The following is a 24,968-nucleotide window of genomic DNA, read 5'->3' as shown; positions in this document are numbered from 1 at the left end:
TGCCCGGTACCCGCCGCGTGCGGTAAATCTGTGGGTGCAGCCGACGACGAACGGAAGGCACGCCATGGACCTCGTCCGGACCTATCCCGAGGGTGTGACGTCGTGGATCGACGTCGAACACCGCGATCTTGAGGCGGCCAAGGACTTCTATGGCGGGATCTTCGGCTGGACCTTCGCCGATGCCACTCCGCCGGGTGTATCTCCGCGCTATGTGATCGCCAGGCTCGACGGCCGGGACGTTGCCGGCCTCGGCGAGGGCACGGCGGGCGCCACCCCCGCGTGGAACACGTACGTCGCCGTCCTGGACTCGGAGGCGGCGGCGGAGAGGATCCGCTCCGCGGGCGGTCAGGTGCTCTCCGGCCCGGCCGACGCAGGTGACGGCGGCCGGGCGACGCTGTGTGCGGATCCGGCCGGCGTCCCGTTCCGGCTCTGGCAGGCGCGGAACCGGCCGGGTGCCCAGGCGGTCAATATGCCGGGCGCCTGGAACTTCAGCGACCTGCACGCCGCCGATCCCGCCGCAGCGTCGGCCTTCTACGGAGAGGTCTTCGGCTGGCGCTTCGACGACGTCGGTTTCGGCAGCATGATTCGCGTCCCCGGCTATGGCGACCACCTGCAGGCGACCAGTGATCCCGGCATCCGCGAGCGCCAGTCGGGCATCAACGTCCCGCCGGGATTCGCCGATGCCATCGGGTGGCTCACGGGCCTGCAGCCCGGCGAGACGGCACACTGGCACGTGGCGTTCACGGTCGCCGACCGCGACGAGACCGCCGCCGAGGCTGAACGCCGGGGCGGGACGGTGCTTGGCCAAACCACGTCCGACTGGACCCGGGATGCCCTGATCCGGGACCCGCAGGGCGCCGTGTTCACCGCCAGCCAGTTCGCCCCGTCCACGGGGTGAGGCCGGCGCCGCTAGCTGCCGACGGCGGGCGGTTTCCACCCGGTGTCCCGGGCCCATTCGTTCATCTGCGGATCGGCCGTCCGGCTGAACCAGTCGTCCTTCGCACGTGCGTAGGCGCCGGTGGAGGGGTCGGACGCATGCAGGCCGGCGAGCCGACGCTTCTCGGCCAGATAGGCCGCAGCCGCGCGGGGGTTGGCCCGCAGCCAGTCCCGGAACAGCAGGGCGTAGCGCCACCCCGGGGAACCTGCTGCCCGGATGTGGACGTTGACGGCGCGGCCCGGGTCGGCGTTGCCGTGCAGTCTTTTCTGCCAGTCCCCGGGCTCCGGGTGCTGTGGTCTCGGGGTGTCGCGCCAGGTGCCGGGCCAGCGCGGGAAGCCGGCGGCCGCGAGTGCGTCCGCGGCGGTGTCGGCGTCGTCCAGGCTGCCCACGGTCACCTGCAGGTCCAGCACGTCCTTGGCCGGCAGCCCCGGAACGGCGGTCGAACCAACATGGTCGACGGCAAGGATGCGCGGGTCGGTGCGGCTGATCCGCGCCGCGAGCAGGGCTGCCTGCGTGGGCCAGTGTGGCTGGGGGTCGAGCAAGACCGGCGGGCCTGTGCGCGGAGCCAGCCGCCCGGCCAAGAGGTTGCGGTTGAAGGGCATCAGGCGTTCCGCCCAGAGCGCGTCCAGCGCCGCTGACAATTCCTCCCGGCTGCCGTTGTTTTCCAGCACGACGTCGGCGGCGGCCCGGCGTTCGGCCGGGGAGGCCTGGGCGGCGATGCGGGAGCGGGCGTCGGTTTCGCTCATGCCGCGGTCCTCCACCATGCGCCGCAGCCGCTCGGCTTCGGGCGCATCGATCACCAGCACCAGGTGGAAGGAGGGGCTCTGTCCGGTTTCCACCAGCAGCGGGATGTCCTGCACCAGGATGGCGCCCTCGCCCGCCGCCGCCGCCCGCGCGGCAGCGGTGGCGCGGACCAGCGGGTGCACGATCCCGTTCAGGCGCTCGCGGTGTTCGGGATCGTTGAAGACCAGGGCACCGAGCGCCGGACGGTCAAGCCGGCCGTCGGCCGTGAGGATCCCGGGGCCGAACGCGTCGACGACGGCGCGCAGGCCGTCGGTGCCGGGCTCTACCACTTCCCGGGCGATGGCATCGGCGTCGATGAGGGTGGCGCCGAGCTCGGCCAGCCGCCGGGCAGCCAGCGATTTTCCGGCGGCGATGCCTCCGGTGAGTCCGATTCTGAGCACGGCCTTAGTCTAGCCAGCACGCGGACAGGCGCCGCGCCACCGCGGGCCCAACGTGCTGCGTCCTGCCCGGGCACCGGCCCGCCCGCGTCCTGCCCGGGCACCGGCCCGCCCGCGTCCTGCCCCGGGCACCGGCCCGCCCGCGTCCTGCCCCGGGCACCGGCCCGCCCGCGTCCTGCCTCCGCGGGCCTCGATGCCCTGCCTCCGGGGCCTCGGTGCCCTGCCTCCCCGGGCTTTGGTGCCCGGGCCCGCTACTCCTCGTGCCCTTGGTCTGCGCTCATCTGGTCTTCGGCGGGCGGCGTTTCTCCGGGCGGAACGCCACCGCCGGGTTCCAGTCCGGTGATGTTCTGGCTCTCGGGATCGGGGTTGGCCGAGTCGCCTTGGTCGGCCGAGACCCGGCCTTCGTTGACGCCCTCAGGCGCGGCCGGGCCGTGGCCCTTTCCGCCTGAAACACGGGGGTCGAATTCCGGTTGGTTTTTCGCCATGGTTCCGCCGTTCGTTGCGCTTTCCGGCCGCACCGCGGGCGCGGCCCTGTACACCCACACTAGGCACGCGTGAGCCCCCCGGACAAGGGACCGGGCGGGCGCACTAGGCTGGATCCTATGGTTCCCCCGTCCCCCGGCAGCAGCTACACCACGGTAGCCGGCGAGCACCGGCACGAGATCGAAATCAAACGCTCGAGGTTCATCACGGTGCTGCGGCGGGTGGAAACTGAGCAAGAGGCCCGCGGCCTGGTCGCGGAGCTGCGCCGCGAATTCCACGACGCCCGGCACCACTGCAGTGCCTTCCTGCTGGGCCCGGACCGGGGCGTCCAGCGCTCCAACGACGACGGCGAGCCCGCCGGCACGGCCGGGGCGCCCATGCTGGAGGCCCTGCTCAAACGCGAGACGGCGCCGGGGGTGACGGACCTCAGCGACGTCGCGGCCGTCGTCGTCCGCTATTTCGGGGGCATCCTGCTAGGAGCCGGAGGACTGGTGCGGGCCTATTCGGAGTCGGTGTCGCAGGCCGTGGCGGCCGCGCCGCTGGTCCGGCGGCGCCGGATGCGCCTGTTCGCGGTGCCGGCGGCGCATGCCCACGCCGGGCGTTTGGAAAATGACCTGCGCGCGGCGGGCACCGTGGTGCTTGGCAGCGAGTACGGTGCCGACGGGGTCCGGATCAGCCTGGCGATCGACGACGAGCCGGCGGTCATTTCCCGGTTCGAGGAGCAGCTTGCCGCGCTGACCTCGGGTGGTCCGGGCGCGGAGCCGCTGGGCACGAAATGGGTGGACCTTGACTGAGCGGCCCGCGTTCGATTTTTCCGACCTCCGGCGCTGGCCGGATGTGGAGGCTGACAACCTCTTCGCCTACGACGCGGCGGACAGGTTGCTCCTGGACACCGCCGCGCCCCTGTTGGACGGCGTGGACGGCAGCCGGATCACGGTCGTCAACGACCACTACGGGGCGCTGACGCTGGCCCTCGCGGCAGCCGGCAAGCAGGGCATGCGCGTGATTCAGGACCCGCTCAGCTCCGAGCGGGCCCTGGCCAACAACGCCGCGCGGATGGGACTGGCAGGCTACCGGAATGTCCTGCTGGAACCGGCGGCGTTCGACGACGCACTGCTCGTGCTGCTGCAGTTGCCCCGCGCGCTGGATGCGCTGGAGGAGATCGCCGGCTGTATCGCGGCGGCCGCCTCGCCGGGCGTCACCGTACTGGCGGGCGGGCGCGTCAAGCACATGACCACCGCGATGAATTCCGTGCTCGGCGCCTCCTTCTCTTCCGTGACCGCGGGGCTGGCGCGGCAGAAGGCACGCGTGCTCACGGCCACGGGTCCGCTGCCGGCGACGGGCGGGCGCTTTCCCCTCGCGGAAGAGCACGACGTCGGGCTGCCGGTTCCGCTGCGGCTGCTTGCCTTCGGCGGCACCTTCGGCGGGCCCAAGCTGGATCCCGGTACACGGTTCCTGCTGCCCTTGTTGGCGGGCGCCCGGCAGGCGGACCGCGCCGTCGATCTCGGTTGCGGCAACGGATCCATCGCCGCCTATCTGGCCCTCTCACGCCCGGGCATGCGGGTGCTTGCAACCGACCAGTCGGCCTCCGCCGTCGCGTCGGCACGTGCAACGGCGGAAGCAAACGCCGTGGCGGACCGCGTGCAGGTTTGCCGGGACGATGCGCTGTCCACCCTGCCGGCGGCCTCCGAGCAGCTGGTGGTGCTCAACCCGCCGTTCCACATTGGCAACGCCGTGCACGCGGGCATCGCGCTGAAGCTCTTCGCCGACGCCGGGCGGGTGCTGGGGCCGGCCGGGGAACTCTGGACTGTCTGGAACAGCCACCTGGCCTACAAGCCGGCGCTGAACCGGCTCGTGGGTCCCACCCGGCAGGTGGCGAGGAACTCCAAGTTCACGGTCACCGTCAGCACACGGCGCTGAGGAGCGGCTCCCGCGTGCCTGGGCGTCTGCTGCCGTTTCGCCGGCCGAGCAGCCCTAGGTCCCGTAGTACCTGCGTAACTCGGCCTCTTCCTCCGGGGTGAGGCTGTCGGACGCGTCCGGCGAGGGCGAGTCCTTGATGGTGTCATGGCTGTAGGCGACATACACGTCGCGCGACTCGATGCGGGCTCCGGCGACCGGCACGAACTTTTCGCGGGTGTCGGCCAGGCCCAGGCCAACCGTGAGCCAGGTGATGGTTCCGGTCGCCGGATCCTGGTGGACCTGCCCCACTACGCCCAGTTTTTGCTGCTCGCTGTCCCACACTGTGGATCGCTGCAAGGCGTGAATGTCGACTTTTTCTGCCATGTTTTCTCCATTCCGGCCAACGGCCTGCGTGGGTGTGCGTACTTTCCTCACCCTAAATCCCACGCCAGCACCGGGCAAGGACCGCAGCAACCCCGGGGCGGGCACCGGCCGCGCAGCGACGGTCTTCCGGCGCTTAGGGAAAGGCGCCGGAGACGGCGGAACCCCCGCACCCTGGGGTGCGGGGGTTCCTCAGTCAGCGATGCCCGGTTGCCCCGGCGTCGAGGGCCGTTGTTACTGGCCGGTCAGCTTCTCACGCAGTGCAGCCAGGGCTTCGTCGGAAGCCAGGGTGCCGCCGCTGGAGGCCGGAGCCGCCGGGGCGTCGGAGGAGTAGCTGGTCGGTGCGGCCTCGGACTCGCTCGGAGCCTCGGCTTCCTCTGCCATGGAGGCAGCAACCTGCTTCTTGTGGGCTTCCCAGCGCGCCTGGGCGTCGGCGTACTGCTGCTCCCACGCGGCGCGCTGCGCCTCGTAGCCTTCGAGCCACTCGTTGGTCTCCGGGTCGAAGCCCTCCGGGTACTTGTAGTTGCCCTGCTCGTCGTACTCGGCAGCCATGCCGTACAGGGCCGGGTCGAACTCGGAGCCCTCCGGATCGACGCCCTCGTTGGCCTGCTTCAGGGACAGCGAGATGCGGCGGCGTTCCAGGTCGATGTCGATGACCTTGACGAAGACCTCGTCGTTGACGGAGACGACCTGCTCGGCCAGCTCCACGTGGCGCACGGCCAGCTCGGAGATGTGGACCAGGCCCTCGATGCCGTCTTCGACGCGGACGAACGCACCGAACGGAACCAGCTTGGTGACCTTGCCCGGGACGATCTGGCCCAGGGCATGGGTGCGGGCGAAGGTCTGCCACGGGTCTTCCTGGGTGGCCTTCAGGGACAGGGACACGCGCTCGCGGTCCAGGTCCACCTCGAGCACCTCGACGGTGACTTCCTGGCCAACCTCGACGACCTCGGACGGGTGGTCGATGTGCTTCCAGGACAGCTCGGAGACGTGCACCAGGCCGTCGACGCCGCCCAGGTCCACGAAGGCACCGAAGTTGACGATCGAGGAGACGACGCCCGGACGGACCTGGCCCTTCTCGAGCTTGTTGAGGAAGGTGGAGCGGACCTCGGACTGGGTCTGCTCGAGCCATGCACGGCGGGACAGCACAACGTTGTTGCGGTTCTTGTCCAGCTCGATGATCTTCGCTTCGATCTGCTGGCCGATGTACGGAGCCAGGTCGCGCACGCGGCGCATCTCGACGAGGGACGCGGGCAGGAAGCCGCGCAGGCCGATGTCGAGGATCAGGCCACCCTTAACAACCTCGATGACGGTGCCGGTAACAACGCCGTCCTCTTCCTTGACCTTCTCGATGTCGCCCCAGGCGCGCTCGTACTGAGCACGCTTCTTGGACAGGATCAGGCGGCCTTCCTTGTCTTCCTTGGTCAGCACCAGGGCTTCGACCTCGTCGCCGACGGAGACAACTTCGCCCGGGTCGACGTCGTGCTTGATGGAAAGCTCGCGGGAGGGGATGACACCTTCGGTCTTGTAACCGATGTCGAGCAGGACTTCGTCGCGGTCAACCTTGACGACAGTGCCTTCGACCAGATCGCCATCATTGAAGTACTTGATGGTCGCGTCGACGGCTGCGAGGAAGTCTTCAGCGGTACCGATGTCGTTGATGGCGACCTGCGGGGTACCGGGCTTCTCGGTGGAGGTGATGGTCATGTAGTAGGGGCTCCGATGTGGATAGTTTTCTGAGTTCCGCTGCTGCCCTGCTTCCCGGCGCGCAGCAGCATTGAACCGCTGCAGCACAAGGGATGCATTGCCGTTTACGGAAACGGACTGATGTGTTTTGGTGAAGCTCATGGAGCCTGCCCTTCACCGAAGGGCTCTCCATACGCATTACGCGCCCAATAAGTCTAACTGGTCGCGCCAATCCCGGCAAAGCGACTCGCCCCGTCAAGGCGCAGGTGCACGCCGAAAATGTGCCCGCGGCCCCTCTCCCGGAAGGGTCAAAAATGCGTGATGCAATACGGAGCGGTGTCCGTTGCGAAGAGTCGGTCCATCCTGGACACTGCCTCCGCTGACGTACCGGAGAAGTGGCCGCCCGCCGCCAGGGTCCGCGCCCGGACTCCGCCCAGATAGAGCGACCCCAGGGAATCCACGGGCACTGTGGCGTCGACGTCCGCGTCCTCCGGCAGCACGTCGACCACTCCCCGGCCATCCTTGACGGTCAGCCGGTAGGCGCCGCCGCAGATGTCCAGCGGATCGGTGATCCGCAGTGTGCACGAGCCGTCGTGCAGGTACGGCCTGGCTTGGAGGGCCGCTACCGGGTCCAGCACGCGCAGCCACAACACATCTTCGACCGCCGCCACCTCGTAGCCGCGGCTGTCCGCCAGTCCCCACGCCAGCGGATCTTCCACCGGCCCGAGCGGGAACTTGATCCGTTCCACCAGGTCCAGCGACCCGAGGTAACGCCACAACTCAACGTACGCATCCTGTCCGGCGGCAACCAAATCAGCCACTTTCACGGTGTAGGGCTTGCTGTCCCAGCCGGCAAAGCGGTAGCTGACATAGCCGTCCGGCCGGCCCTCGCCGTCGTAATGGACGGCCGCTCGCAGCAACTTGTCTTCCGACGCCTTGTCCTCGCTCCAGCGGCCCGAGACGCGGAAGGGGTAACTGGCCTGGCGTCCGACCGAGCCAGGGGTCCGGGTATGGAACCCGTTAAATATTTCCGGCGCCAGGTCCTGGAGCGAAGCCGGGTCGGCCAACTCCATCGTCCCCGTCGCCGCGGCGCGCAGCCCGAACCGTTCGCGGGCATCGATTTCCACTTCGCGGATGAACGTCGCCGCGCCAAACCCGAAGCGTCCGTAGATGGTGGCCTCGGAAGCGGTGAGCGCCGCCATCGCGAGTCCCCGGCCGGCCGCCTGCTTCAGGTCGTCGGTGATCATCCGTCGCAGCAGGCCGCGGCGCCGATGCGTCGCCCGGACCGTCACCGCGGTGATCAGGTGGGTGTCCAGCAGCTGCCCGCCGCCCACGTTCAGGGTGTTGACCATGGTGGCGTAGGTAGCGACAGGTACTTGGGGGTCCCACACGCCAGGGCGCTGCGTGTCGTCGTAGGCACCCCACAGGATTCGCTGGTCCATCCCGTAGACCCGGGCGTAGGCGGCGATGTCGGAGGCATCGGGCTTGCCGTCGTGGAACCCGAACCTGACCGCTTCGAACCAGCCGAGGGTCCTGGCGTCGGGCCGGTCGCCGTCGAGCCCGGCGGCAAACCGGTCGATGCGGATGTCCTGGCGGGTTTCCTGGGTGCGCGTGGTCACGATCTACGAGCCTAGCGGCACCTCCCCCGGTCCACCAGAGGGAGCCGCAGCCATCGCACAGAACCGTCACCGTCTCCGCGTGCCGGGGACACTGGAGGCTGGACGTGTCTAGTGTCCGGCTTCCTGCCAGTTGGCGCCGACGCCGACGGACACGTCCAACGGCACGGTCAGTTCCGCGGCGCCGCCCATTTGGGCGCGCACCAACTTCTCCACCTGTTCCCGCTCCCCCGCCGCTACTTCGAGCACGAGTTCGTCGTGGACCTGCAGCAGCATCCGGGACTTCAGTCCCTGGTGGCGCAGCTCCTCCGAGACGCCAAGCATGGCCTTCTTGATGATGTCCGCCGCCGATCCCTGGATGGGCGCGTTCAGCGCGGCCCGCTCCGACATCTCGCGCAGCTGGCGGTTGTCGCTGGCCAGGTCCGGCAGGTAGCGGCGGCGGCCTTCGATCGTCGAGGTGAACCCGTCCACCCTGGCCTTGTCCACCACTCCCCGCAGATAATCGCGGACGGCGCCGAACCGCGAGAAGTATTCCTTCATCAGCGTCCGCGCCTCGTCCACGGAGATGTTCAGCTGCTTGGACAGCCCGAACGAACTCAGCCCGTACACCAGGCCGTAGGACATGGCCTTGACCTTGGCGCGCATCTCGCTGGTGACGTCCTCGGGCGCGACCCCGAAGATGTGCGCGCCGACAAACCGGTGCAGGTCCTCGCCCGAGCGGAATGCCTCGATCAGGCCTTCGTCTCCGGACAGGTGGGCCATGATGCGCATTTCGATCTGCGAATAGTCGGCGGTCAGAAGCAGCTCGTAGCCCTCGCCGACGACGAACGCTTCCCGGATGCGCCGGCCGGCCTCCGACCGGACCGGGATGTTCTGCAGGTTCGGGTTGATGGAGGAGAGCCTGCCGGTGGCGGCCACCGTCTGCGCGTAGGTGGTATGGATCCGCCCATCCTCCGCCACGGTCTTGCGGAGGCCTTCCACCGTCTGCCGCAGCTTTGAAGCATCGCGATAGGCCAGCAGCTGGACCAGGAATTCGTTGCCCGTCTTGGCGAACAGGTCGTTGAGCGCATCGGCGTCGGTCGAATAACCAGTCTTGATCTTCTTGGTCTTCGGCAGCCCCAGCTCCTCGAACAACACCGTCTGCAACTGCTTGGGCGAGCCCAGGTTGATTTCCTTGCCGATGATGCCGAAGGCCGCCGAGCTGGCAGCGTCGATGGTCACGGTGAAGTCGTCCACCAGCCGGTCCAGCGCGCCGGCATCCACGGCAATGCCGTCCAGTTCCATCCGCGCCAATACCAGCGACAGGGGCAGGTCAAGCCCGCCCAACAGCTGGTTGGCGCCGCGATCCACCAGTTGTCCGGCGAAGTGTTCGCTCAGCTGCAGCGCGGCGAAGGCCTGCACGACGGCCGGTCCGGCCTTGTCATCCTCGGACAGGCCGAGCTCCAACTGCCCGTTCGCCGCTGCTTCGGGGGCCGCCACGGACATCTTCAGGTGGTACTGGGCCAGGTCCGCCAGTTCGTAGCTGCGCCGGTCCGGCTGGATGAGATACGCCGAAATCGCGGTGTCGTCGACGACGCCCAACAGCTCGAACCCGCGCCGCGAGAGAACCTTGTAGGCGTACTTGAAGTCGTGGACGACCTTCGGTGCGTCAAGGTCGGACAGCCAGTGTGCCAGCAACTGCTCGGCGTCGGCGTCCAGCGAAGTCAGCGGCACGTAGGCGGCCTGGGCGTGGGCCACCAGGGCCAGCCCGACGGCGTCGTCCCCGCCTTCCGCGGTTTCGGCCACCAACTGCAGGGCAACGTTGTGCTGGTTGGTCTCCTCCAGCCATTCCTTCAGGGCGGCCGCATCGGTGACCACCGTGTGGGAGGGGGCATTGACCTCCGTCTCGCGGACGGCGTCCTCCTCGCCGAAAAGGTCGAAGAGCCGCTTGCGCAGGGTGTTGAACTGGAGCGCATCGAAGAGTTCCTCGATGGCGGTCCGGTCGGGGTGCTGCAGCACCATGTGCTCCAGCTTCACGGGCAGGTCCAGGTCCCGGAGCAGGTGGTTCAGCCGGCGGTTGCGCTTGACCGAATCGACATTGGCCCGGAGCGCCTCGCCGACCTTGCCGCCGATCGAATCCAGGTTCTCCAGGATGCCTTCGACGCCGCCGTAGAGGTTGATCCACTTGGCCGCGGTCTTTGGGCCCACGCCGGGGACGCCGGGAAGGTTGTCGGCGGTCTCACCGACGAGCGCGGCGAGATCGGCATACCGCTCCGGCCGGACGAAGTACTTGGCTTCGACCGCGTCGGCGTCCATCGGCGGGATGTCGCTGATGCCCTTCTTCGGGTACAGCACGGTGACTTTGTCCGTGATGAGCTGGAACGCGTCCCGGTCCCCGGACACCACCAGAACCTCCCAGCCGGACTTCTCCGCCCGCTCGCTCAGGGTGGCGATGACGTCGTCGGCCTCGTATCCGTCCAAGGTGACGGTGGGGATCTGCATCGCCTCCATCACCTTGACGATCAGGTCCACCTGGCCGTGGAATTCCTCGGGCGTTTTGTTACGGCCGCCCTTGTACTCGGAATACTCCTCGGTGCGGAAGGTGGGAGTGTCCAGGTCAAACGCCACGGCGATGTGGGTCGGTTCGCGCTGCTCGATCATCTTGATCAGCATGGAGGTGAAACCGTAGACGGCATTCGTGTGCTGGCCGGTATCCGTGGAGAAGTTTTCCACCGGCAGGGCGTAGAACGCGCGGAACGCCATCGAGTGGCCATCGATCAGCAGCAGGCGCTTTGGCCCCGATGCTTCGCTCTCCGGGCCGGAAACGGGGGCTCCCTCCGCCTCTACTGTCGCGGTCGCTGCTGCCGGTTTGTTAGTTTCACTCACACCTGCCAGCCTAGTTCCCATGAGCGACAAATTCACACCCGGCGACAGTGCTGCGGGACACTCGCAGGGCGCGCTTCCGGCCACGGCCGCGGCCACGATCGCCGAACTGGTCGACGCCGGTGTCCCGGAACACTTGCACCGGTGGCTGATACACACCGGGGTGGGATCGCTCGTGGTGAAGATGGGCATCGTTTTCAGCGAGATGACCCCGCAGCGCATGGTGGCAACGATGCCGGTGGAAGGAAATACCCAAGTGGCGGGCATCCTGCATGGCGGCGCGCATGTGGTGCTGGCCGAAACGCTGGGGTCCTTCGCGGCGTCTTTGCACGCGGGCGCCGGCCGACACGCGGTCGGCATCGAAGTCGGCGCCAGCCATCACCGCTCCGTCTCCTCGGGACTGGTCACCGGCACTGCGACGGCCATCCAGCTGGGGCGTTCGCTGACCGTGCACGAAGTCGTGATGACCGATGAGGACGGGCGGCGCCTCTCCACCGCGCGGATCACCAATTTGATCCGCGACAACGGGTAGGCACTCTTCGAAACCCTGGCCCGCAAGCCCGGAGGCCAGATCGGCGCACTGCTGGGATCGGCGTCAGCGCCACTCCCCCTTGCGCTGGTCAGCGCCACTCCCTCTTGTGCTGGCAATTTAGGCGGCCGACGGGGCGAGCTTGTCCCTCGGAATTTTCACTACTGCCCAACCGCCCGCAGTGCAGGCGCTCCGCCGGGCACCGTCGTCGGCGTCGTCATCGCTGTTCGCCGCGGCAGCGGCCAACGCGCCGTGAATGATTTCTGCGCTCGATGCCAAGGATGGCTGGGCGGTCCCTGCGGCCGACATCACTGTGCCCGGCGGCACCGTCTCGGTTCTGGCCTTATCGGTCTCTGACGCTCCGGTTGGCGGGGTGCCTGGTAGTGGTGGCGGGGTGGAGGTGTAGGTGTGTCCGGTGGGGGTGATGGTTTCCACCGTGTGGTGGGGTCCATCAACAGGGCGGCTGGACCAGCCTTCGGCTTCCTTTGACTGGTTGCATTGTTCGCACAGTCCCTGGCCGTTGGCCATCGTCGTTTTACCGCCCTGCGTCCAGGGCACGATGTGGTCGATGTGCCGGATCGGGGCGTCGCACCAGGGCCTTGCGCAGACCGCGTCGCGGGCGTGGATCATCCGGCGCATCCCGTCGGGGAATCTCCGTGCGGCCGAGTCCATCCCCAACAGCTGCCCGGTTCCCGGGGCGGTGTAGAGGCGGCGGACCCAGACGTCCTCCACGCTAACCTGTTGCAATACCTTGGTGCGTGGGGCCTGCTCGCGGGCGGTCTTCCACCCCGGCTCGGTCCCGGCCGGCGGCGCCTTCTGCCCGGGCGGGCTGTCCCCGCCGATGGTTGCCGGTGGTGCCTGCGGTTGCGGCGGGCGGGTGAGGTTGCGGGCGTAACCGGCCGGGACGATGCCGTGCCCGGTCAGCCAGGCCGGTTCGGCCTCACCCCGCAGCAGGGCGCGGTCGGTCATCACCAACTGGATTTCCAGCCGGGCCGGGTCAGCGGTGCTGCGGCCGGTGACCCGTTCGAACACGGTATCGGCCATCAGCTGGCCCCGCGACCGGGGGTCGCCCGTGCTGCGCAGCCGGTCCGCTTCCCGGTGCAGGGCAGCCATCACCGCCACCCCCTGGACCACCGGCAGCAGGGTCCGGACCGAGACCATCGTGTCCGGCTCGGGCCGGGAGGACACATGCCGGTCCGCTTCGGCCTTCGCCGCCCGGCCCACCACCGAGCGGGGATCGAGCCGGTAGGCCAGGCGCTTGGCTTCGGCCCGCACCGCCCGGTTCCCCAACCCGTGCAACCGCTCCCGGTTCCCGGCCAGTTCCCGGTCCACCCGGGCGCGGTGCTCCCGGGACAGGCAGCCGGTCTTCTGGGCCAGGATCTCGGCCCGGTATTCGTTCAGGTCCCCCGCGGCCAGGGCGGCCAGGGTGTGCGGCATCTGTGTGACCAGGGTCCGGGACAGGTTCAGCAGGACCGCGGCACGGTGCGGGGACTCGCGCCGGGCCAACCCGATCTGGGCGGCCACCCCGGCGCCCTGCCGGTCTTTCGGGATCCCGGCGCAGGCACGGCGGGCACGCACCGACTTCTCCAACGCGACCTGCACCCTGGCCTGCGCGGCCGCCGCGGCAGCCTTCAAACCCTCCAGCGCCGTAAGCTCCTCCACCAACTCCCGCTCCGGCCCGCCCACGTCGATGCCCTCGAGGGCAACGGCCGCAGCCCGAACACCGGCAGAATCCAGCGGAGCCGCCACCGGCCCGGCGCCCCGCAACAAACCGCTGCCGGCAGGTGACACCGGCGCAAGCACTGCTGCGGCGGGAGATGCTGCGGCGTCCCCGGTTGCGGCAGACGACGTTACGGCAGACCGGGCTGGGGCAGACGGGTCTCCGACAGGTCCTGCGGCAGGCGCTGCTGCGGCGGGAGGATCGGGTACGGCCGGATCAAACATCTCAGCGTCTCAATCTTCAGCATGCTTACTGCATGGCTTCGACTAAAAGCGGTCACGAACCCTGCACGGATCCGCAGACGCCGCCGGCAAACCCACTACCCGGCGGCCAACGATGGTGCTCAACTGCTACTGAAAACAGGCTATCCGCCGCCACTGACAGTTTCGGGCGATGCAGAAATTCCCCGCCGAAAGCCGCGGATGAGTGGTATCGGGCCGTGAATTTGGATCGTCGAGCAGGGACACAGGCGGTGCAGGGACGCCGGAGGACGACATGGGGGAAGGCGGAGGCCCGAGCGTCCGGGCGCAAGGCGCGCCGCTGGGCTGGAGGGCCGTAGTTATGGTTGCAGCAGGACCGCGCGGGGGCCCGCGCAGGCGCGAGGCTAGACCGCCACCGGATTGAGGTCGTAGTGCATCTCTACCAAGTCGCCCAAGGTGCGGCTGCCGCGAAGCCGGGCCGGCGCCGTCGTGCTGGTAACCGGTAGCAGCGGTTGTCCTCCGCCCAGCATTACCGGCACCAACGTCAGGATGAGTTCGTCCAGCAGGCCCGCCGACGCGTACTGGGCGGCAAGTTGTCCTCCGCCGACCAGCCACACGTCTTTCTCGCCGGCATCGGCGCAGATGTCATGGTGGAAGATACCCACGTCACCTCGCACAAACGTGATGTCTGCTCCGGGGATGCCTGGCAGTTCGTGATGCGTGAAAACCCAGGTGGGTGTTGAGCCGTAGGGCCATGCCTCCGGTGCCTGCTCCAGCACGAACTTGTACGTCTCGGAGCCCATGACGATGGACCCTATGCGCTGCATGAAGGTTTCGAAGCTGTCCTGGACGCCGGCGGCGTCGTTGAATTGCGTGAGCCAGTCGAGCTTGTTGCTGCGGTCGGCGATATACCCATCCACCGAGCTGCCGACGTAGTAGATAGTCCGGGCCATGGGCCCCATGCTAGCCAGCGGGTTCAACCAGCGGAAGCGTGGCATGCGGCCCGCGGGAAATGCTGGGTTGTCGGAGGCAGCGGCCCGCGGGTACTCCGGGGTTGTCGGCCTGCGGCCGCCACTGTACAACGGTGGGATGGAGGGGAAGACGGCGGCGTGGATCACCGCTTACCGGCAGGCGTGGGAGACCAATGACCCGGATCAGATCGGAGCCCTGTTTACCGACGACGCCGAGTACCGGCCGGAGCCGTGGACGGACCCGTGGCGCGGTCGGGACAGCATTGTCCAGCAGTGGCTGGCCCGCAAGGATGAGCCCGGCGCGGCGACCTTCGAGTGGCACGAAGTCGCCGTGACCGACGACGTCTCCGTGGTGGAGGGAACGACTGCCTACCGGGACGGACGCACCTACAGCAATCTGTGGGTGATCCGGTTGAACGGCGAAGGCCGGGCAACCCACTTCACCGAGTGGTGGATGGACCAGTCGGTCCCTTCCTGAGACCGAGGCCCGGACAGGATGCTCCGCTCATGCATCAACCGCGCCCGTGGCCGTAAGCTCGGGGAATGGCGAGATACTTCGACGTACACCCCCAGGATCCCCAGCCGCGGTCGATCGGCCAGATCGTTGACCTTGTCCGGTCGGACGCGCTGATCGTGTACCCGACCGACTCTTGTTATGCCTTCGGTGCGCAGCTGGGCAACAAGGACGCCCTGGAACGGATCCGGACCATTCGCCGGCTCGACAACAAGCACCACTTCACCTTGGTCTGCAAGGACTTTGCCCAGCTGGGCCAGTTCGTGCACGTCGACAACAAGGTTTTCCGCAGCATCAAGGCCGTGACGCCGGGAAGCTACACCTTCATTCTGCCGGCCACCGCGGAGGTTCCCCGCCGGCTAATGCATCCGAAGAAGAAGACCGTGGGCGTCCGCATTCCGGCGAACAACGTCGCGCAGGCAATCCTGGCGGAACTGGGCGAGCCGCTGCTCTCCAGCACACTGCTGCTGCCGGACGAGGAGGAACCGCTGACCCAGGGCTGGGAAATCAAGGACCGGCTCGACCATGTGGTGGACGCCGTGGTGGATGGCGGCGACTGCGGGTCCGAGCCCTCCACGGTCGTCGACTTTTCCGGCGGCACTGCCGAAGTGGTCCGTTACGGGGCCGGGGACCCGTCCCGGTTCGAATAGGGGCCAGGGGCGGCGGTCGCCCAGGGCGGTATCCGTCAGGTTGGCGGGCCGCTAGTCCTTCTTGCGCGCCCGGCTGGGCTGCACCCGCGGCGGCTCGCCCGGCATCTTCGGATAGTCGGGCGGGAAGGGCATCTCCCCCAGGCCGGCGGCGAGGTCGCGTTCCCACCACTGGAGCAGGACGTCGATCTTGCCCGGCTCATCATGCATGCGGGACCACGGGTCGCCGGTAGTCTTCAGCCTGTCCGGAACCGTGGCGATCGTGAAGTTCTTCGGGTCGGCCGTTTCGAGTTCGTCCCATGCGATGGGGCAGGACACCGCCGCGTTCGGCAGGGCCCGCGGGCTGTAGGCACCCGCCATGGTCCGGTCGCGGTTGGCCTGGTTGAAGTCCACGAAGATCCGCTCCCCGCGCTCCTCCTTCCACCACGACGTCGTCACTTGTTTCGGCATCCGCCGCTCGATCTCCCGCGCCGCGGCGATGACGGCGTGGCGCACGTCCAGGAATTCGTGCGTCGGCTCGATCGGCGCGAACATGTGCAGCCCGCGGTTTCCGGAGGTCTTGATGAACGCGTTGAGTCCGGCCGCCGCCAGCACCGACCGCAGTTCGATCGCCACCGGGATGGCGTCGTCGAACGAGGTCCCCGGCTGCGGGTCCAGGTCGATGCGAAGCTGGTCCGGGTTGTCGGAGTTCCCCGCGCGCGAGGGCCACGGGTGGAACACCACGGTGTTCATCTGCACCGCCCACACCGCCGCGGCGGGCTCGTCGAGGACCAGTTGCGGGTGCGACCGGGCGCTCGGATACACCACCATCACCGACCGCACGAAGTCAGGCGCACCCTTGGGCGGATTCTTCGAGAAGAACTGCTCGCCGTCGACCCCGTTCGAGAACCGTTGCAAGGACACCGGCCGGTCGCCGTTGGCGCGGACGAAGGCCTCGCCAACCTCCGCGATGTAGCGCGCCAGATCCAGTTTGGTGATCCCGAGTTCGGGCCACATCACCCGGCTCGGGCTGGAAATGCGCACCTCGCGCTCGCCGTGCGGTCCGTCGACCGTCAGCGTTGTCTGTTCGCTGGCCATGGGAACACCTAAACACACACACTCGCTTCTGGCGAGGGCATGATGGGAGCATGCCTATCACCGAGTCCCCCGTGACCATCGACGTCGGCGACACCACTGTCTCCGGTGTCTACGCCCGCCCCGAGTCCCCCTTCGCTTCGCTGGTGGTGGCCCACGGGGCCGGCGCGGGCATGGACCACCCGTTCCTGTCCGGTTTCACCCGCGCCTTGAACGACGACGGCGTAGCCACCTTGCGCTTCAACTTCCCCTACCGGGAGGCCGGCAGAAAGTTTCCGGACCGCCCGCCGGCTGCCATCGTGGCGTGGCGTTCGGCCATGCGGGAAGCGGCAGCGCGGTCCGAAGGTGAACCGCTGTGGGCGGCCGGCAAATCCTTCGGCGGCCGCATGGCGTCGATGGCCGTGGCGGAGGGAATGCCGGCCGCCGGCCTGGTGTACCTCGGCTATCCGTTGCACCCGCCGGGGAAACCGGACAGGCTGCGCGACGAGCACCTGTATGGCCTCACGCTGCCCATGCTGTTCCTGCAGGGCACCCGCGATACCTTCGCAACCCCGGAACTGCTCGAGTCCGTCGTCGCACGCATCGGCCCGAATGCCGTGCTCGCCTGGCAGGAAGGCGGCGACCATTCCTTCGACGTCAAGGGCGGGAGAAGAGGGGCGGCGGAGATTGGGGCATCGCTCGCCGGCCCTGCTGCCGAATTCCTCCGCTCGAGGGTCAGCGGCGCCTGACCGCCGGCCGGCTGCCGGCCAGTGCCCGACGATGGAGTCGAGGGCCCGCGGCGCCTGCCGCCGGCCGGCTGCCGGCTACTGCTCGACGATCGAGTCGATGGTCCGCGGGGAGGTGATGGGATCGGCGTGACGGTGGATGATCTTCCAGGTGCTGTCCTCCAGCCGGAATATCGTCGTGACCCGCAGCGAGATCGGGGACGCCGCATCGGACACGCTGACCTTCACCCGGGTCCGCTCGATTTCGACGATGTAGGCCAGATCGGTCGCGACGTAGGTCGAAATCCGTTCAAACCGGATCGGCTCGCCCTCCCTGAAATGCGATACCGCCCGGTCCATGGCCGCCTCGACCTCCGCCCAGCCACGGGCAGGCGGCCCCAACGGATTGGCGAGCGTGACCTCCTCCTGCCGTGAAAACAGGTCCTTCGCCAAAGCGGGGTTTCCCTGGACGAACGCGTCCAGCGCTCGGTGATACCGCTCGGCAACAAGTTCGAGATCGGGCCCTGGCATGATTCCTCCAGCCGCTGCCTCCCGCCGGGGCCGTGCGGCCGGGCGCGAATACAGCCATGCTCCCACCGGCATCCGGGGATGTCCATGACCGGTGTCGGCCCAGGGCCAGGCTCCTTCACGGGGCCGGCCGGCGGGACTACGATGGCCGGGCCGGCGACCGCACGCCGGGACTACGATGGTCGGACAAGGGGCCCCCACGCCTTCAGCTGCGGGGTCGGTGCCGGAAGGGGCCGCGTCCGATGAACGAGCAACCCGGCGGTTTCGTGCTGGAGCTGAAGGTGGTCTTGGCCGCGCCGTGCGACCAGGTTTTTCGCATGCTGACGGAGGCGGATGAGTTGGCCACATGGTGGGGTCCCGAAGGTTTCACAACACCCGACGCCGTGCTCGACGCCAGGCCGGGCGGCACCTACCGGCTGACGATGAAACCGCCCGACGGCCCGCCCTTCCACCTCGCCGGTGAGTTTCTCGAATTCTTCCCTCCGCGCCGCCTCGCCTACACCTTCCGGTGGGAGGAGCCCGCGCCCGATGACCGCGAAACCGTCGTCATGCTCTCCCTCAAACCCTCGGAGGACGGCACCCGCCTCGCCCTCCGGCAGGGCGGGTTCGCCACCGAGGAACGTCTCGGCCTGCACCGGGCCGGCTGGACGGACGCCCTGGGGAAACTCGCCCGCGTCCTCCGCTCCGGCGGGTGACCGGACCCGTCCCGGCCGATAGCCTTACCGCTGCCCGACCCCCGTCGCCGCTGTCGAAGGCACCGGGTCGTGCCTCAGGTAGGCCCGCCGGAAACGCCCGGTGCCGCCGGTCAGCGCACGAAGATCGACGGCGTAGCGCAGCAATTCGTGGTCCGGGACTTCGGCGCTGATTTCGGTGAGGTCCCCGCCGGCCGAATCCGACCCGGTCAGGCGTCCGCGTCGGGCGGACAAGTCGCTCATTACCGACCCTACGTAGTCGTCGGGCACCGTGATCGTCACGGAGGAGATTGGCTCCAGCAACTGGATCCGCGCCGCCGCAGCGGCTTCCCGCAAGGCCAGGGCACCCGCGGATTGGAAGGCCGCGTCGGAGGAGTCGACGCTGTGGGTCTTGCCGCCGACCAGTGTCACGCGGATGTCGACGACGGGGAATCCGGCGGAGACGCCTTTTTCCATCTGCGCCCGGACACCCTTTTCGACGGACGCGATGTACGGCCCCGGGATGATGCCGCCGACGATCTTGTCCACGAATTCAAACCCGGCGCCCCGCGCGAGCGGTTCCACCTCGATCTCGCAGATGGCGAATTGGCCGTGCCCGCCGGACTGCTTGACGTAGCGTCCGCGTCCGGTGGCCCCTGTCGCGAACGTTTCGCGCAGGGGCGTGACGACGTCGACGGTTTGCACATTCACGCCCTGCCCGCGCAGCCGGTCGAGCACCACCTCGGCGTGCGATTCGCCCATGCACCACAGGATGAGTTGGTGGGTCTCAGTGTGCCGCTCCACCCGCAGGGTCGGGTCGCCCGCGGCCACCTTGGCCAGGCTTTTCGCCAGGGCGGCCTCGTCGTTGCGCGTGGCCGCCTCCACCGCGACAGGCAACAGCGGTTCCGGCATCTCCCAGGGTTGGATGAGCATCGGCAGCTCCCGCGACGACACCGTGTCGCCGGTCTCGGCCGTGCCGATCTTCGTCAACGCGCAGATGTCGCCGGCGATGCACAGGGACACCGACCGCAGGGTCGAGGCGAGCGGGGCGTGCAGATGCGTGACCCGTTCGTCGCTGTCGTGGTCGGCGTGGCCCCGGTCGGCGAGCCCGTGCCCGGACACGTGGATGGCGGAGTCGTCCCGCAGGGTGCCCGAAAAGATCCGGACCAGGGAGACCCGGCCCAAAAACGGGTCCGTGGTCGTGCGGATCACTTCGCCGGCGAGCGGTCCGCCGGGGTCGCAGCGCAGCGGGGTGCTGCGCGAACCGTAGAGTCCCGTCGCCGCCGGCATCGGGCGCTCGAGCGGGGACGGGAATGCCCGCTGGAGCATGTCCAGCAGCTCCGGGATGCCCAGCCCGGTTTCCGAGGAGGTGGCCAGCACCGGGTAGAAGGATCCGCGCGCGACGGCGGTCTCCAGGTCGGAGAACAGCACATCGAGGCCGATTTCCTCGCCGCCGAGATAACGGTCCATCAGGGACTCGTCCTCGCTCTCGGCGATGATGCCTTCGATCAGGGCGCTGCGGGCCTCCTCGGCTCCCGCGAGCTCCCCGGCGCCCGCGGGACGGACATCGGGCTTTCGTTCCCCGGCACTGTAGTCCGATACGGTGCCGGACAGCAGTGCGTGCAGCCCCGTCAGGTCCGCCCCGCTCCGCACCGGCAGGTACAGCGGCTGCACGGACTCGCCGAAGGCGCGGCGGCAGCCGGCCAGCGCCGCTTCGAAGTCGGCCCGCGGGTGGTCCAGCCGGCTGATGGCCACCGCCCTCGGCATCCCGACGCTCTCGCATTCGCCCCACAGCGCGGTGGTCGCGGCATCGATCCCGTCCACGGCGGACACGACGAACAGGGCGGCGTCGGCGGCACGAAGACCGGCCCGCAGCTCGCCAGTGAAGTCCGAATAGCCCGGAGTGTCCAAGAGGTTGATTTTGACGTCGTCGAACATCACGGGGAGGACGGAGAGCACGACGGAACGCTGCTGGCGGATCTCGGAAGGATCCGAGTCGCTGACGGTGGTGCCGTCGACGATCGAACCCATCCGGTTCGTGGCCCCCGCCGCCAGCAACAGGGCCTCCGCGAGCATCGTCTTCCCGGCACCGGAGTGGCCCACCAGCACCACGTTGCGGATCTGCTCCGGCCGGGACACCGTTGCCGCGGCGGAGACCTCCGCCCGGCGCGGATCCGCGCTCCGTCCAGAACCCTTCGCCAACCCGTTGGCCGATTTCCCCGACATGAGCGCCTCCTGGCGTCGTAGGCATCGTCGTCCTGCGCACTCACCTGCTCTTAACAGATTCGACACCCGGAAGGGGCGCAGCGGCAAGGGCGTGGCCGTATCCCTGCGCAAACAAGACCAGGCCGGGCTGCCGCGCAGCTGGTCTGGTTGGGACATCCGATCGTTGCTAGCGTGGCGGAATGAACCCGTCGAAGGCCCCAGCCGAGATCCTTAACATTGCCGGCAGCGAGGTTCGCATCTCGAGTCCGGACAAGGTGGTGTTCCCACAACCCGGGCTGACGAAGCTCGACCTGGTTCGCTACTACCTTGCCGTCGCGGATGGTGCACTGCGCGGCGCCGGCGGCCGCCCAATGGTGCTCAAGCGCTTCCCGAAGGGCATCGATGCTGAGCCATTCTTTCAGAAGCGCGTGCCTGAAAACCACCCTGACTTCATCCACACGACAACGCTGCACTATGCGTCGGGGACATCAGCCGAAGAGGCCGTCCTTAGGGATGCTGCGGGCTTAGCGTGGGTCGTGAATCTTGGATGCCTGGACCTCAACCCGCACCCCGTGCGCGCCGAGGACCTCGAGCACCCCGACGAGCTGCGGGTCGACCTCGATCCGATGCCGGGAGTCGACTGGTCGCAGCTCGTCGACGTCGCCTGCGTCGCACGGGAAGTGCTCAACGACGTGGGACTGGTGGGTTGGCCGAAGACGAGTGGGTCGCGGGGACTCCACATCCTTGTGCGCATCGCGCCTCAATGGTCGTACCGCCACGTGCGGCTCGCCGCAGAGACCCTCGCTCGCGAGGTCGAGAACCGCGCTCCCGGCCTCGCCACCGCACGGTGGTGGAAGGAGGAGCGCGGCGAGAGTGTGTTCGTCGACTTCAACCAGAACGCCAAAGACCGCACCGTGGCTTCCGCGTACTCGATCCGGCCCCTGCCCGACGCCCGGGTTTCGACGCCGCTCACATGGGACGAGGTCACCTCCGCCCGACCGGAACAGTTCACTGTGCGCTCGGTGCTCGAGCGCTTCGCCGACGTGGGCGACCCTCACGCCGGCATCGATGACGCGGTCGGCACCCTCGACGGGCTCCTCGCCTTGGCGGCCGAGCTCGGCCCCGCCGAGAAACCGCCGGGCGGCGGCGACGGCTCCGGCCGCCGGAAGTCGATGATGCCGCTCATTGAAGTGGCCCGAACCAAGACCAAGCCCGAGGCGTACGCGGCGCTCGATGAGTGGAAGACTCGGCATGCGGACGTCGTCCCGGCCCTGCAACCGGCTGATGTGCTCGTCGACGGAATGCGCGGATCAAGCTCGCTCTGGTACAGGGTGCGAGTGAACTTGCAGCACGTCCCCGTAACGAAGCGGCCGCCGCAGGAGGAGCTCATCAGCGACTACGACCCATGGGCCGGCAAGGACTGGCCGGGGCGCCCGGGGTCCTAACCCACCGACCAAAAACCGGAAGCGCACAAAGCCAACGGAACAGCCGGTGTCTGCAAGGTGCAGCTTGTCCCCCAGCCAATGTCACGTCTTGCAGTTCCGACGCGGAACAGCTCCGCCATGACCAATCTGCAGCGCCACTGCGCCAAAACCAAGCGAGGAGCCGGCTGCCCCGGCAACGGCCGACAAATGAAAGACCCCCGAAGGGACCCACAAGTCAACATTTGTCCACTACCAGAGGCCTACACGCCTCCGCACAGTAAAAACGTGCCCGAGGTGGGATTCGAACCCACACGAGTTTCCCCGCCGCATTTTGAGTGCGGTGCGTCTGCCGTTCCGCCACTCGGGCCGGCACCGGTTGCAAAGCCGGCTTCCAAACTGTGAAAACCGTCATGCTGCCCGGTGCGCGAATCTACTCTACATGCCGATAGGCTATTTCACGGAACCGACGCCATGCCAATGGCAACGCAACACTCTAGGAGCGCCAGTGTCTGAACAAACCGAGTCTGTCCCCGCTCGCCGCGTCGTCGTCGCGGAGGACGAGACACTGATCCGCCTGGATATCGTCGAAATTTTGAGGGGCGAGGGCTATGACGTCGTTGGCGAAGCCGACAACGGCGAAAAGGCCGTGGAACTCGCCCAGGAACTAAAGCCGGACCTGGTCCTCATGGATGTGAAGATGCCCGTGATGGACGGCATCTCGGCCGCGGAGCAGATCGTCAAGGCACGCATCGCCCCGGTGGTGCTGCTGACCGCGTTCAGCCAGAAAGAGCTGGTGGAGCGCGCCCGCGACGCCGGTGCCATGGCGTACGTGGTGAAGCCCTTCACGCCGGCGGACCTGATCCCGGCCATCGAGATCGCGCTCTCCCGCCACGAAGAGATCGCCGCCCTGGAGTCCGAGGTGTCCGACCTGCAGGAGCAGTTCGAGACCCGGAAGCTGGTGGAGCGGGCCAAGAGCCTGCTCATCACCAAGATGGGCCTGACCGAGCCGGAAGCGTTCCGCTGGATCCAGAAGACGTCGATGGACCGCCGGCTGAGCATGCGCGAAGTCGCCGAGACCATCATCAACCAGGTGAACTAAGGCAACGCGAACGGCCAACCAAGGTTGGCGAACCCAGACTACGGGAACGGCCTCCGGAATGATCCGGAGGCCGTTCTGTTGTCCGCGGCCTGCGCCGGCCCTTCGCCTACGACGTCGGCCAGGGGCCGACCCGCTCGGGCCGGGGGTGCGGCTGGCCGTCCAGCAGTTCGCCGGCATCCGCCAGGTCGCCCACCCGGTGCACCTTCAGGGAGTTGGTGGAACCGGCCTTGCCCGGGGGCGAACCGGCGGCGATGACGACCAGGTCATCAATCTCCACCAGCCCGCGCTCGTAGAGGATCCGGTCCACCTGGGCGGTCATCTGATCCGTGTGCTCGACGAACTCCACGACCAGCGGCTGGATGCCCCAGGTCAGCGACAGCACGTTCAGGGTGGACTGGAGCGGGGTGAACGCGAAGACCGGCCGCCCCGGGCGCAGCCGGCTGAGCCGGCGGGCCGAGTCGCCCGACTGGGTGAACGTACAGATGTACTTGGCGTCGAGCTGGTCGGCGATCTGCACGGCCGCCCGCGTGATGGCGCCGCCGCGGGTCCTCGGCTGGCTGCCCAGCGGCTGGATGCGGTCCAGCCCGTGCTGCTCGGTGGACTCGATGATCCGGGCCATGGTCCGGACCGTCTCCAGCGGGTACTTGCCCACGCTGGTTTCGCCCGAGAGCATGACCGCGTCCGCACCGTCCAGCACGGCGTTGGCGCAGTCCGATGCCTCGGCCCGGGTGGGCCGGGGGTTGTCGATCATCGATTCGAGCACCTGGGTGGCCACGATCACCGGTTTCGCCCAGCGGCGGGCGAGTTCGACGGCGCGCTTCTGCACCAGCGGCACGTCCTCCAGCGGCAACTCCACGCCCAGGTCGCCGCGGGCGATCATGATGGCGTCGAACGCGTCGATGATCTCTTCGATGGCGTCCACGGCCTGCGGCTTCTCGATCTTGGCGATGACCGGGGCGCGGCGTCCCTCCTCGTCCATGATCTCGTGGACCCGCCGGACGTCGCCGGCGTTGCGCACGAAGGACAGGGCCACCATGTCGACGCCGGTCTTGAGCGCCCAGCGCAGGTCTTCCTCGTCCTTCTCGCTCAGGGCGGGGACGTTGACCGCGACGCCGGGCAGGTTGATGCCCTTGTTATTGGACACCGCACCCGCCACGGTGACTTCGGTGACCACCTTGACGTCGTCGACCTCGATGGCCTTCAGCGCCACCTTGCCGTCGTCGATCAGCAGGGAGTCGCCCACGTTGACGTCGCCCGGCAGGCCCTTGTGCGTGGTCGAGCATTGCTCGGCGGTTCCCTCCACGTCCTCGGTGGTGATCGTGAAGCGGTCCCCCACCGCGAGGTGGTGGGGGCCGTTCACGAAGCGCCCCAGGCGGATCTTGGGTCCCTGCAGGTCGGCGAAAATGCCCACCGGCTTGGACAGTTCGGCCGACGCCTTGCGGACGTTGTCGTAGGTCTGCTGATGCACGCGGTAGTCGCCGTGGCTCATGTTCATCCGGGCCACGTCCACGCCCGCCTGGAGGACGGCCAAGGTGCTCTCGTAACTGGCGATGGCTGGGCCGAAGGTTGCAACGATTTTTGCGCGTCTCATATACCTACCCTAATCAGAATGCGGCCATCGCGCAGGCGGGCCGCCG

Annotated in this window: 22 protein-coding genes and 1 tRNA gene; 10 read left to right on the top strand and 13 right to left on the bottom strand. The window is 68.3% G+C overall.

All coding sequences use genetic code 11. The annotated features are described in order from the left end of the window. Positions 1-64 precede the first annotated feature (64 nt). Positions 65-898, top strand: coding sequence for a VOC family protein (locus AC5RVV_RS01145; protein WP_493999618.1), 834 nt, complete (start codon positions 65-67; stop codon positions 896-898). 11 nt (positions 899-909) lie between these two features. Here the strand turns inward: AC5RVV_RS01145 and coaE are convergent, their stop codons facing one another. Together coaE and AC5RVV_RS01135 are read right to left on the bottom strand one after the other, a co-directional pair. Beyond that, complete coding sequence (gene coaE / locus AC5RVV_RS01140) at positions 910-2,121, bottom strand: dephospho-CoA kinase (protein WP_493999617.1); 1,212 nt, start codon at positions 2,119-2,121, stop codon at positions 910-912. 248 nt (positions 2,122-2,369) lie between these two features. Continuing rightward, the gene (locus AC5RVV_RS01135; RefSeq protein WP_493999616.1) at positions 2,370-2,603 is read right to left on the bottom strand and encodes a DUF6480 family protein; all 234 of its coding nucleotides are present in this window, start codon (positions 2,601-2,603) and stop codon (positions 2,370-2,372) included. A 117-nt stretch (positions 2,604-2,720) separates the two neighbouring features. Between AC5RVV_RS01135 and AC5RVV_RS01130 the strand changes: the two genes are divergently transcribed. Together AC5RVV_RS01130 and AC5RVV_RS01125 are read left to right on the top strand one after the other, a co-directional pair. Further along, positions 2,721-3,395, top strand: a complete 675-nt coding sequence (locus AC5RVV_RS01130; RefSeq protein ID WP_493999615.1) for an IMPACT family protein — start codon at positions 2,721-2,723, stop codon at positions 3,393-3,395. Next, positions 3,388-4,521 (top strand): class I SAM-dependent methyltransferase, encoded by a 1,134-nt coding sequence (locus AC5RVV_RS01125; RefSeq protein WP_493999614.1) that lies wholly within the window; start codon positions 3,388-3,390, stop codon positions 4,519-4,521. Before AC5RVV_RS01130 ends, AC5RVV_RS01125 begins: the two co-directional genes overlap by 8 nt. Positions 4,522-4,575: 54 nt before the next feature. Here the strand turns inward: AC5RVV_RS01125 and AC5RVV_RS01120 are convergent, their stop codons facing one another. The 4 genes from AC5RVV_RS01120 to polA form a co-directional block, all read right to left on the bottom strand. Next, complete coding sequence (locus AC5RVV_RS01120) at positions 4,576-4,884, bottom strand: PRC-barrel domain-containing protein (RefSeq protein ID WP_493999613.1); 309 nt, start codon at positions 4,882-4,884, stop codon at positions 4,576-4,578. A 231-nt stretch (positions 4,885-5,115) separates the two neighbouring features. Continuing rightward, a complete protein-coding gene (rpsA, locus tag AC5RVV_RS01115) occupies positions 5,116-6,588 on the bottom strand; it encodes a 30S ribosomal protein S1 (protein WP_493980210.1) in 1,473 nt (490 codons plus the stop codon). 287 nt (positions 6,589-6,875) lie between these two features. After that, on the bottom strand, positions 6,876-8,186 hold the full coding sequence (locus tag AC5RVV_RS01110; RefSeq protein WP_493999612.1) for a GNAT family N-acetyltransferase: 1,311 nt from the start codon (positions 8,184-8,186) through the stop codon (positions 6,876-6,878). Positions 8,187-8,294: 108 nt separating this feature from the next. Further along, positions 8,295-11,069: a DNA polymerase I gene (polA, locus tag AC5RVV_RS01105; protein ID WP_493999611.1), complete on the bottom strand. Its 2,775-nt coding sequence runs from the start codon at positions 11,067-11,069 to the stop codon at positions 8,295-8,297. On the opposite strand from polA, the gene AC5RVV_RS01100 reads away from it, so the two are divergent. Beyond that, positions 11,068-11,577, top strand: a complete 510-nt coding sequence (locus AC5RVV_RS01100; protein WP_493999610.1) for a hotdog fold thioesterase — start codon at positions 11,068-11,070, stop codon at positions 11,575-11,577. The genes polA and AC5RVV_RS01100 overlap by 2 nt on opposite strands. A 117-nt stretch (positions 11,578-11,694) precedes the next feature. On the opposite strand, the gene AC5RVV_RS01095 is transcribed toward AC5RVV_RS01100, so the two are convergent. Together AC5RVV_RS01095 and AC5RVV_RS01090 are read right to left on the bottom strand one after the other, a co-directional pair. Beyond that, complete coding sequence (locus AC5RVV_RS01095; RefSeq protein ID WP_493999609.1) at positions 11,695-13,365, bottom strand: HNH endonuclease; 1,671 nt, start codon at positions 13,363-13,365, stop codon at positions 11,695-11,697. 533 nt (positions 13,366-13,898) lie between these two features. Beyond that, positions 13,899-14,447 (bottom strand): dihydrofolate reductase family protein, encoded by a 549-nt coding sequence (locus tag AC5RVV_RS01090; RefSeq protein ID WP_493999608.1) that lies wholly within the window; start codon positions 14,445-14,447, stop codon positions 13,899-13,901. 136 nt (positions 14,448-14,583) lie between these two features. On the opposite strand from AC5RVV_RS01090, the gene AC5RVV_RS01085 reads away from it, so the two are divergent. Both AC5RVV_RS01085 and AC5RVV_RS01080 read left to right on the top strand, forming a co-directional pair. Then, entirely contained in the window at positions 14,584-14,943 is a 360-nt protein-coding gene (locus AC5RVV_RS01085; RefSeq protein ID WP_493999607.1) for a nuclear transport factor 2 family protein, read from the top strand. Between the two features lie 65 nt (positions 14,944-15,008). After that, the gene (locus AC5RVV_RS01080) at positions 15,009-15,629 is read left to right on the top strand and encodes an L-threonylcarbamoyladenylate synthase (protein WP_493999606.1); all 621 of its coding nucleotides are present in this window, start codon (positions 15,009-15,011) and stop codon (positions 15,627-15,629) included. 51 nt (positions 15,630-15,680) lie between these two features. Here the strand turns inward: AC5RVV_RS01080 and ligD (AC5RVV_RS01075) are convergent, their stop codons facing one another. Continuing rightward, positions 15,681-16,703, bottom strand: a complete 1,023-nt coding sequence (gene ligD, locus AC5RVV_RS01075) for a non-homologous end-joining DNA ligase (protein WP_493999605.1) — start codon at positions 16,701-16,703, stop codon at positions 15,681-15,683. 50 nt (positions 16,704-16,753) lie between these two features. Here ligD (AC5RVV_RS01075) and AC5RVV_RS01070 point away from each other — a divergent pair, with 50 nt between their 5' ends. Next, complete coding sequence (locus tag AC5RVV_RS01070) at positions 16,754-17,428, top strand: alpha/beta hydrolase family protein (RefSeq protein ID WP_493999604.1); 675 nt, start codon at positions 16,754-16,756, stop codon at positions 17,426-17,428. 75 nt (positions 17,429-17,503) lie between these two features. On the opposite strand, the gene AC5RVV_RS01065 is transcribed toward AC5RVV_RS01070, so the two are convergent. Beyond that, positions 17,504-17,935 (bottom strand): YybH family protein, encoded by a 432-nt coding sequence (locus tag AC5RVV_RS01065; protein WP_493999603.1) that lies wholly within the window; start codon positions 17,933-17,935, stop codon positions 17,504-17,506. 239 nt (positions 17,936-18,174) lie between these two features. Between AC5RVV_RS01065 and AC5RVV_RS01060 the strand changes: the two genes are divergently transcribed. After that, positions 18,175-18,627 carry an SRPBCC family protein gene (locus tag AC5RVV_RS01060; protein ID WP_493999602.1) on the top strand — a complete coding sequence of 151 codons (453 nt, stop codon included), beginning with the start codon at positions 18,175-18,177 and terminating at the stop codon, positions 18,625-18,627. A 24-nt stretch (positions 18,628-18,651) separates the two neighbouring features. Here the strand turns inward: AC5RVV_RS01060 and AC5RVV_RS01055 are convergent, their stop codons facing one another. Next, entirely contained in the window at positions 18,652-20,829 is a 2,178-nt protein-coding gene (locus AC5RVV_RS01055; protein WP_493999601.1) for an elongation factor G-like protein EF-G2, read from the bottom strand. A gap of 179 nt (positions 20,830-21,008) precedes the next feature. Here AC5RVV_RS01055 and ligD (AC5RVV_RS01050) point away from each other — a divergent pair, with 179 nt between their 5' ends. After that, on the top strand, positions 21,009-22,253 hold the full coding sequence (gene ligD, locus AC5RVV_RS01050; RefSeq protein ID WP_493999600.1) for a non-homologous end-joining DNA ligase: 1,245 nt from the start codon (positions 21,009-21,011) through the stop codon (positions 22,251-22,253). Between the two features lie 265 nt (positions 22,254-22,518). Here ligD (AC5RVV_RS01050) and AC5RVV_RS01045 read toward each other — a convergent pair. Beyond that, positions 22,519-22,599: transfer RNA gene (locus AC5RVV_RS01045), tRNA-Leu, on the bottom strand. A 138-nt stretch (positions 22,600-22,737) separates the two neighbouring features. On the opposite strand from AC5RVV_RS01045, the gene AC5RVV_RS01040 reads away from it, so the two are divergent. Next, on the top strand, positions 22,738-23,331 hold the full coding sequence (locus tag AC5RVV_RS01040; protein WP_493977830.1) for an ANTAR domain-containing response regulator: 594 nt from the start codon (positions 22,738-22,740) through the stop codon (positions 23,329-23,331). A gap of 106 nt (positions 23,332-23,437) precedes the next feature. Here AC5RVV_RS01040 and pyk read toward each other — a convergent pair whose 3' ends face one another. Continuing rightward, complete coding sequence (pyk, locus tag AC5RVV_RS01035; RefSeq protein WP_493999599.1) at positions 23,438-24,922, bottom strand: pyruvate kinase; 1,485 nt, start codon at positions 24,920-24,922, stop codon at positions 23,438-23,440. Between the last annotated feature and the right edge of the window lie 46 nt (positions 24,923-24,968).

Source organism: Arthrobacter sp. MDT2-34-1, assembly GCF_059091365.1.
Note: the sequence above shows the minus strand (reverse complement) of the source record. Positions and strands in the feature narration are given on the sequence as shown.

Coding starts and splice junctions, on each gene's coding strand:
- AC5RVV_RS01080 (WP_493999606.1), top strand. CDS start 15,009: ATGGCGAGATACTTCGACGTACACCCCCAGGATCCCCAGCCGCGGTCG.
- ligD (WP_493999605.1), bottom strand. CDS start 16,703: ATGGCCAGCGAACAGACAACGCTGACGGTCGACGGACCGCACGGCGAG.
- AC5RVV_RS01055 (WP_493999601.1), bottom strand. CDS start 20,829: ATGTCGGGGAAATCGGCCAACGGGTTGGCGAAGGGTTCTGGACGGAGC.
- AC5RVV_RS01120 (WP_493999613.1), bottom strand. CDS start 4,884: ATGGCAGAAAAAGTCGACATTCACGCCTTGCAGCGATCCACAGTGTGG.
- AC5RVV_RS01090 (WP_493999608.1), bottom strand. CDS start 14,447: ATGGCCCGGACTATCTACTACGTCGGCAGCTCGGTGGATGGGTATATC.
- AC5RVV_RS01100 (WP_493999610.1), top strand. CDS start 11,068: ATGAGCGACAAATTCACACCCGGCGACAGTGCTGCGGGACACTCGCAG.
- ligD (WP_493999600.1), top strand. CDS start 21,009: ATGAACCCGTCGAAGGCCCCAGCCGAGATCCTTAACATTGCCGGCAGC.
- AC5RVV_RS01070 (WP_493999604.1), top strand. CDS start 16,754: ATGCCTATCACCGAGTCCCCCGTGACCATCGACGTCGGCGACACCACT.
- AC5RVV_RS01145 (WP_493999618.1), top strand. CDS start 65: ATGGACCTCGTCCGGACCTATCCCGAGGGTGTGACGTCGTGGATCGAC.
- AC5RVV_RS01130 (WP_493999615.1), top strand. CDS start 2,721: ATGGTTCCCCCGTCCCCCGGCAGCAGCTACACCACGGTAGCCGGCGAG.
- rpsA (WP_493980210.1), bottom strand. CDS start 6,588: ATGACCATCACCTCCACCGAGAAGCCCGGTACCCCGCAGGTCGCCATC.
- AC5RVV_RS01085 (WP_493999607.1), top strand. CDS start 14,584: ATGGAGGGGAAGACGGCGGCGTGGATCACCGCTTACCGGCAGGCGTGG.
- AC5RVV_RS01065 (WP_493999603.1), bottom strand. CDS start 17,935: ATGCCAGGGCCCGATCTCGAACTTGTTGCCGAGCGGTATCACCGAGCG.
- AC5RVV_RS01060 (WP_493999602.1), top strand. CDS start 18,175: ATGAACGAGCAACCCGGCGGTTTCGTGCTGGAGCTGAAGGTGGTCTTG.
- pyk (WP_493999599.1), bottom strand. CDS start 24,922: ATGAGACGCGCAAAAATCGTTGCAACCTTCGGCCCAGCCATCGCCAGT.
- AC5RVV_RS01135 (WP_493999616.1), bottom strand. CDS start 2,603: ATGGCGAAAAACCAACCGGAATTCGACCCCCGTGTTTCAGGCGGAAAG.
- polA (WP_493999611.1), bottom strand. CDS start 11,069: ATGGGAACTAGGCTGGCAGGTGTGAGTGAAACTAACAAACCGGCAGCA.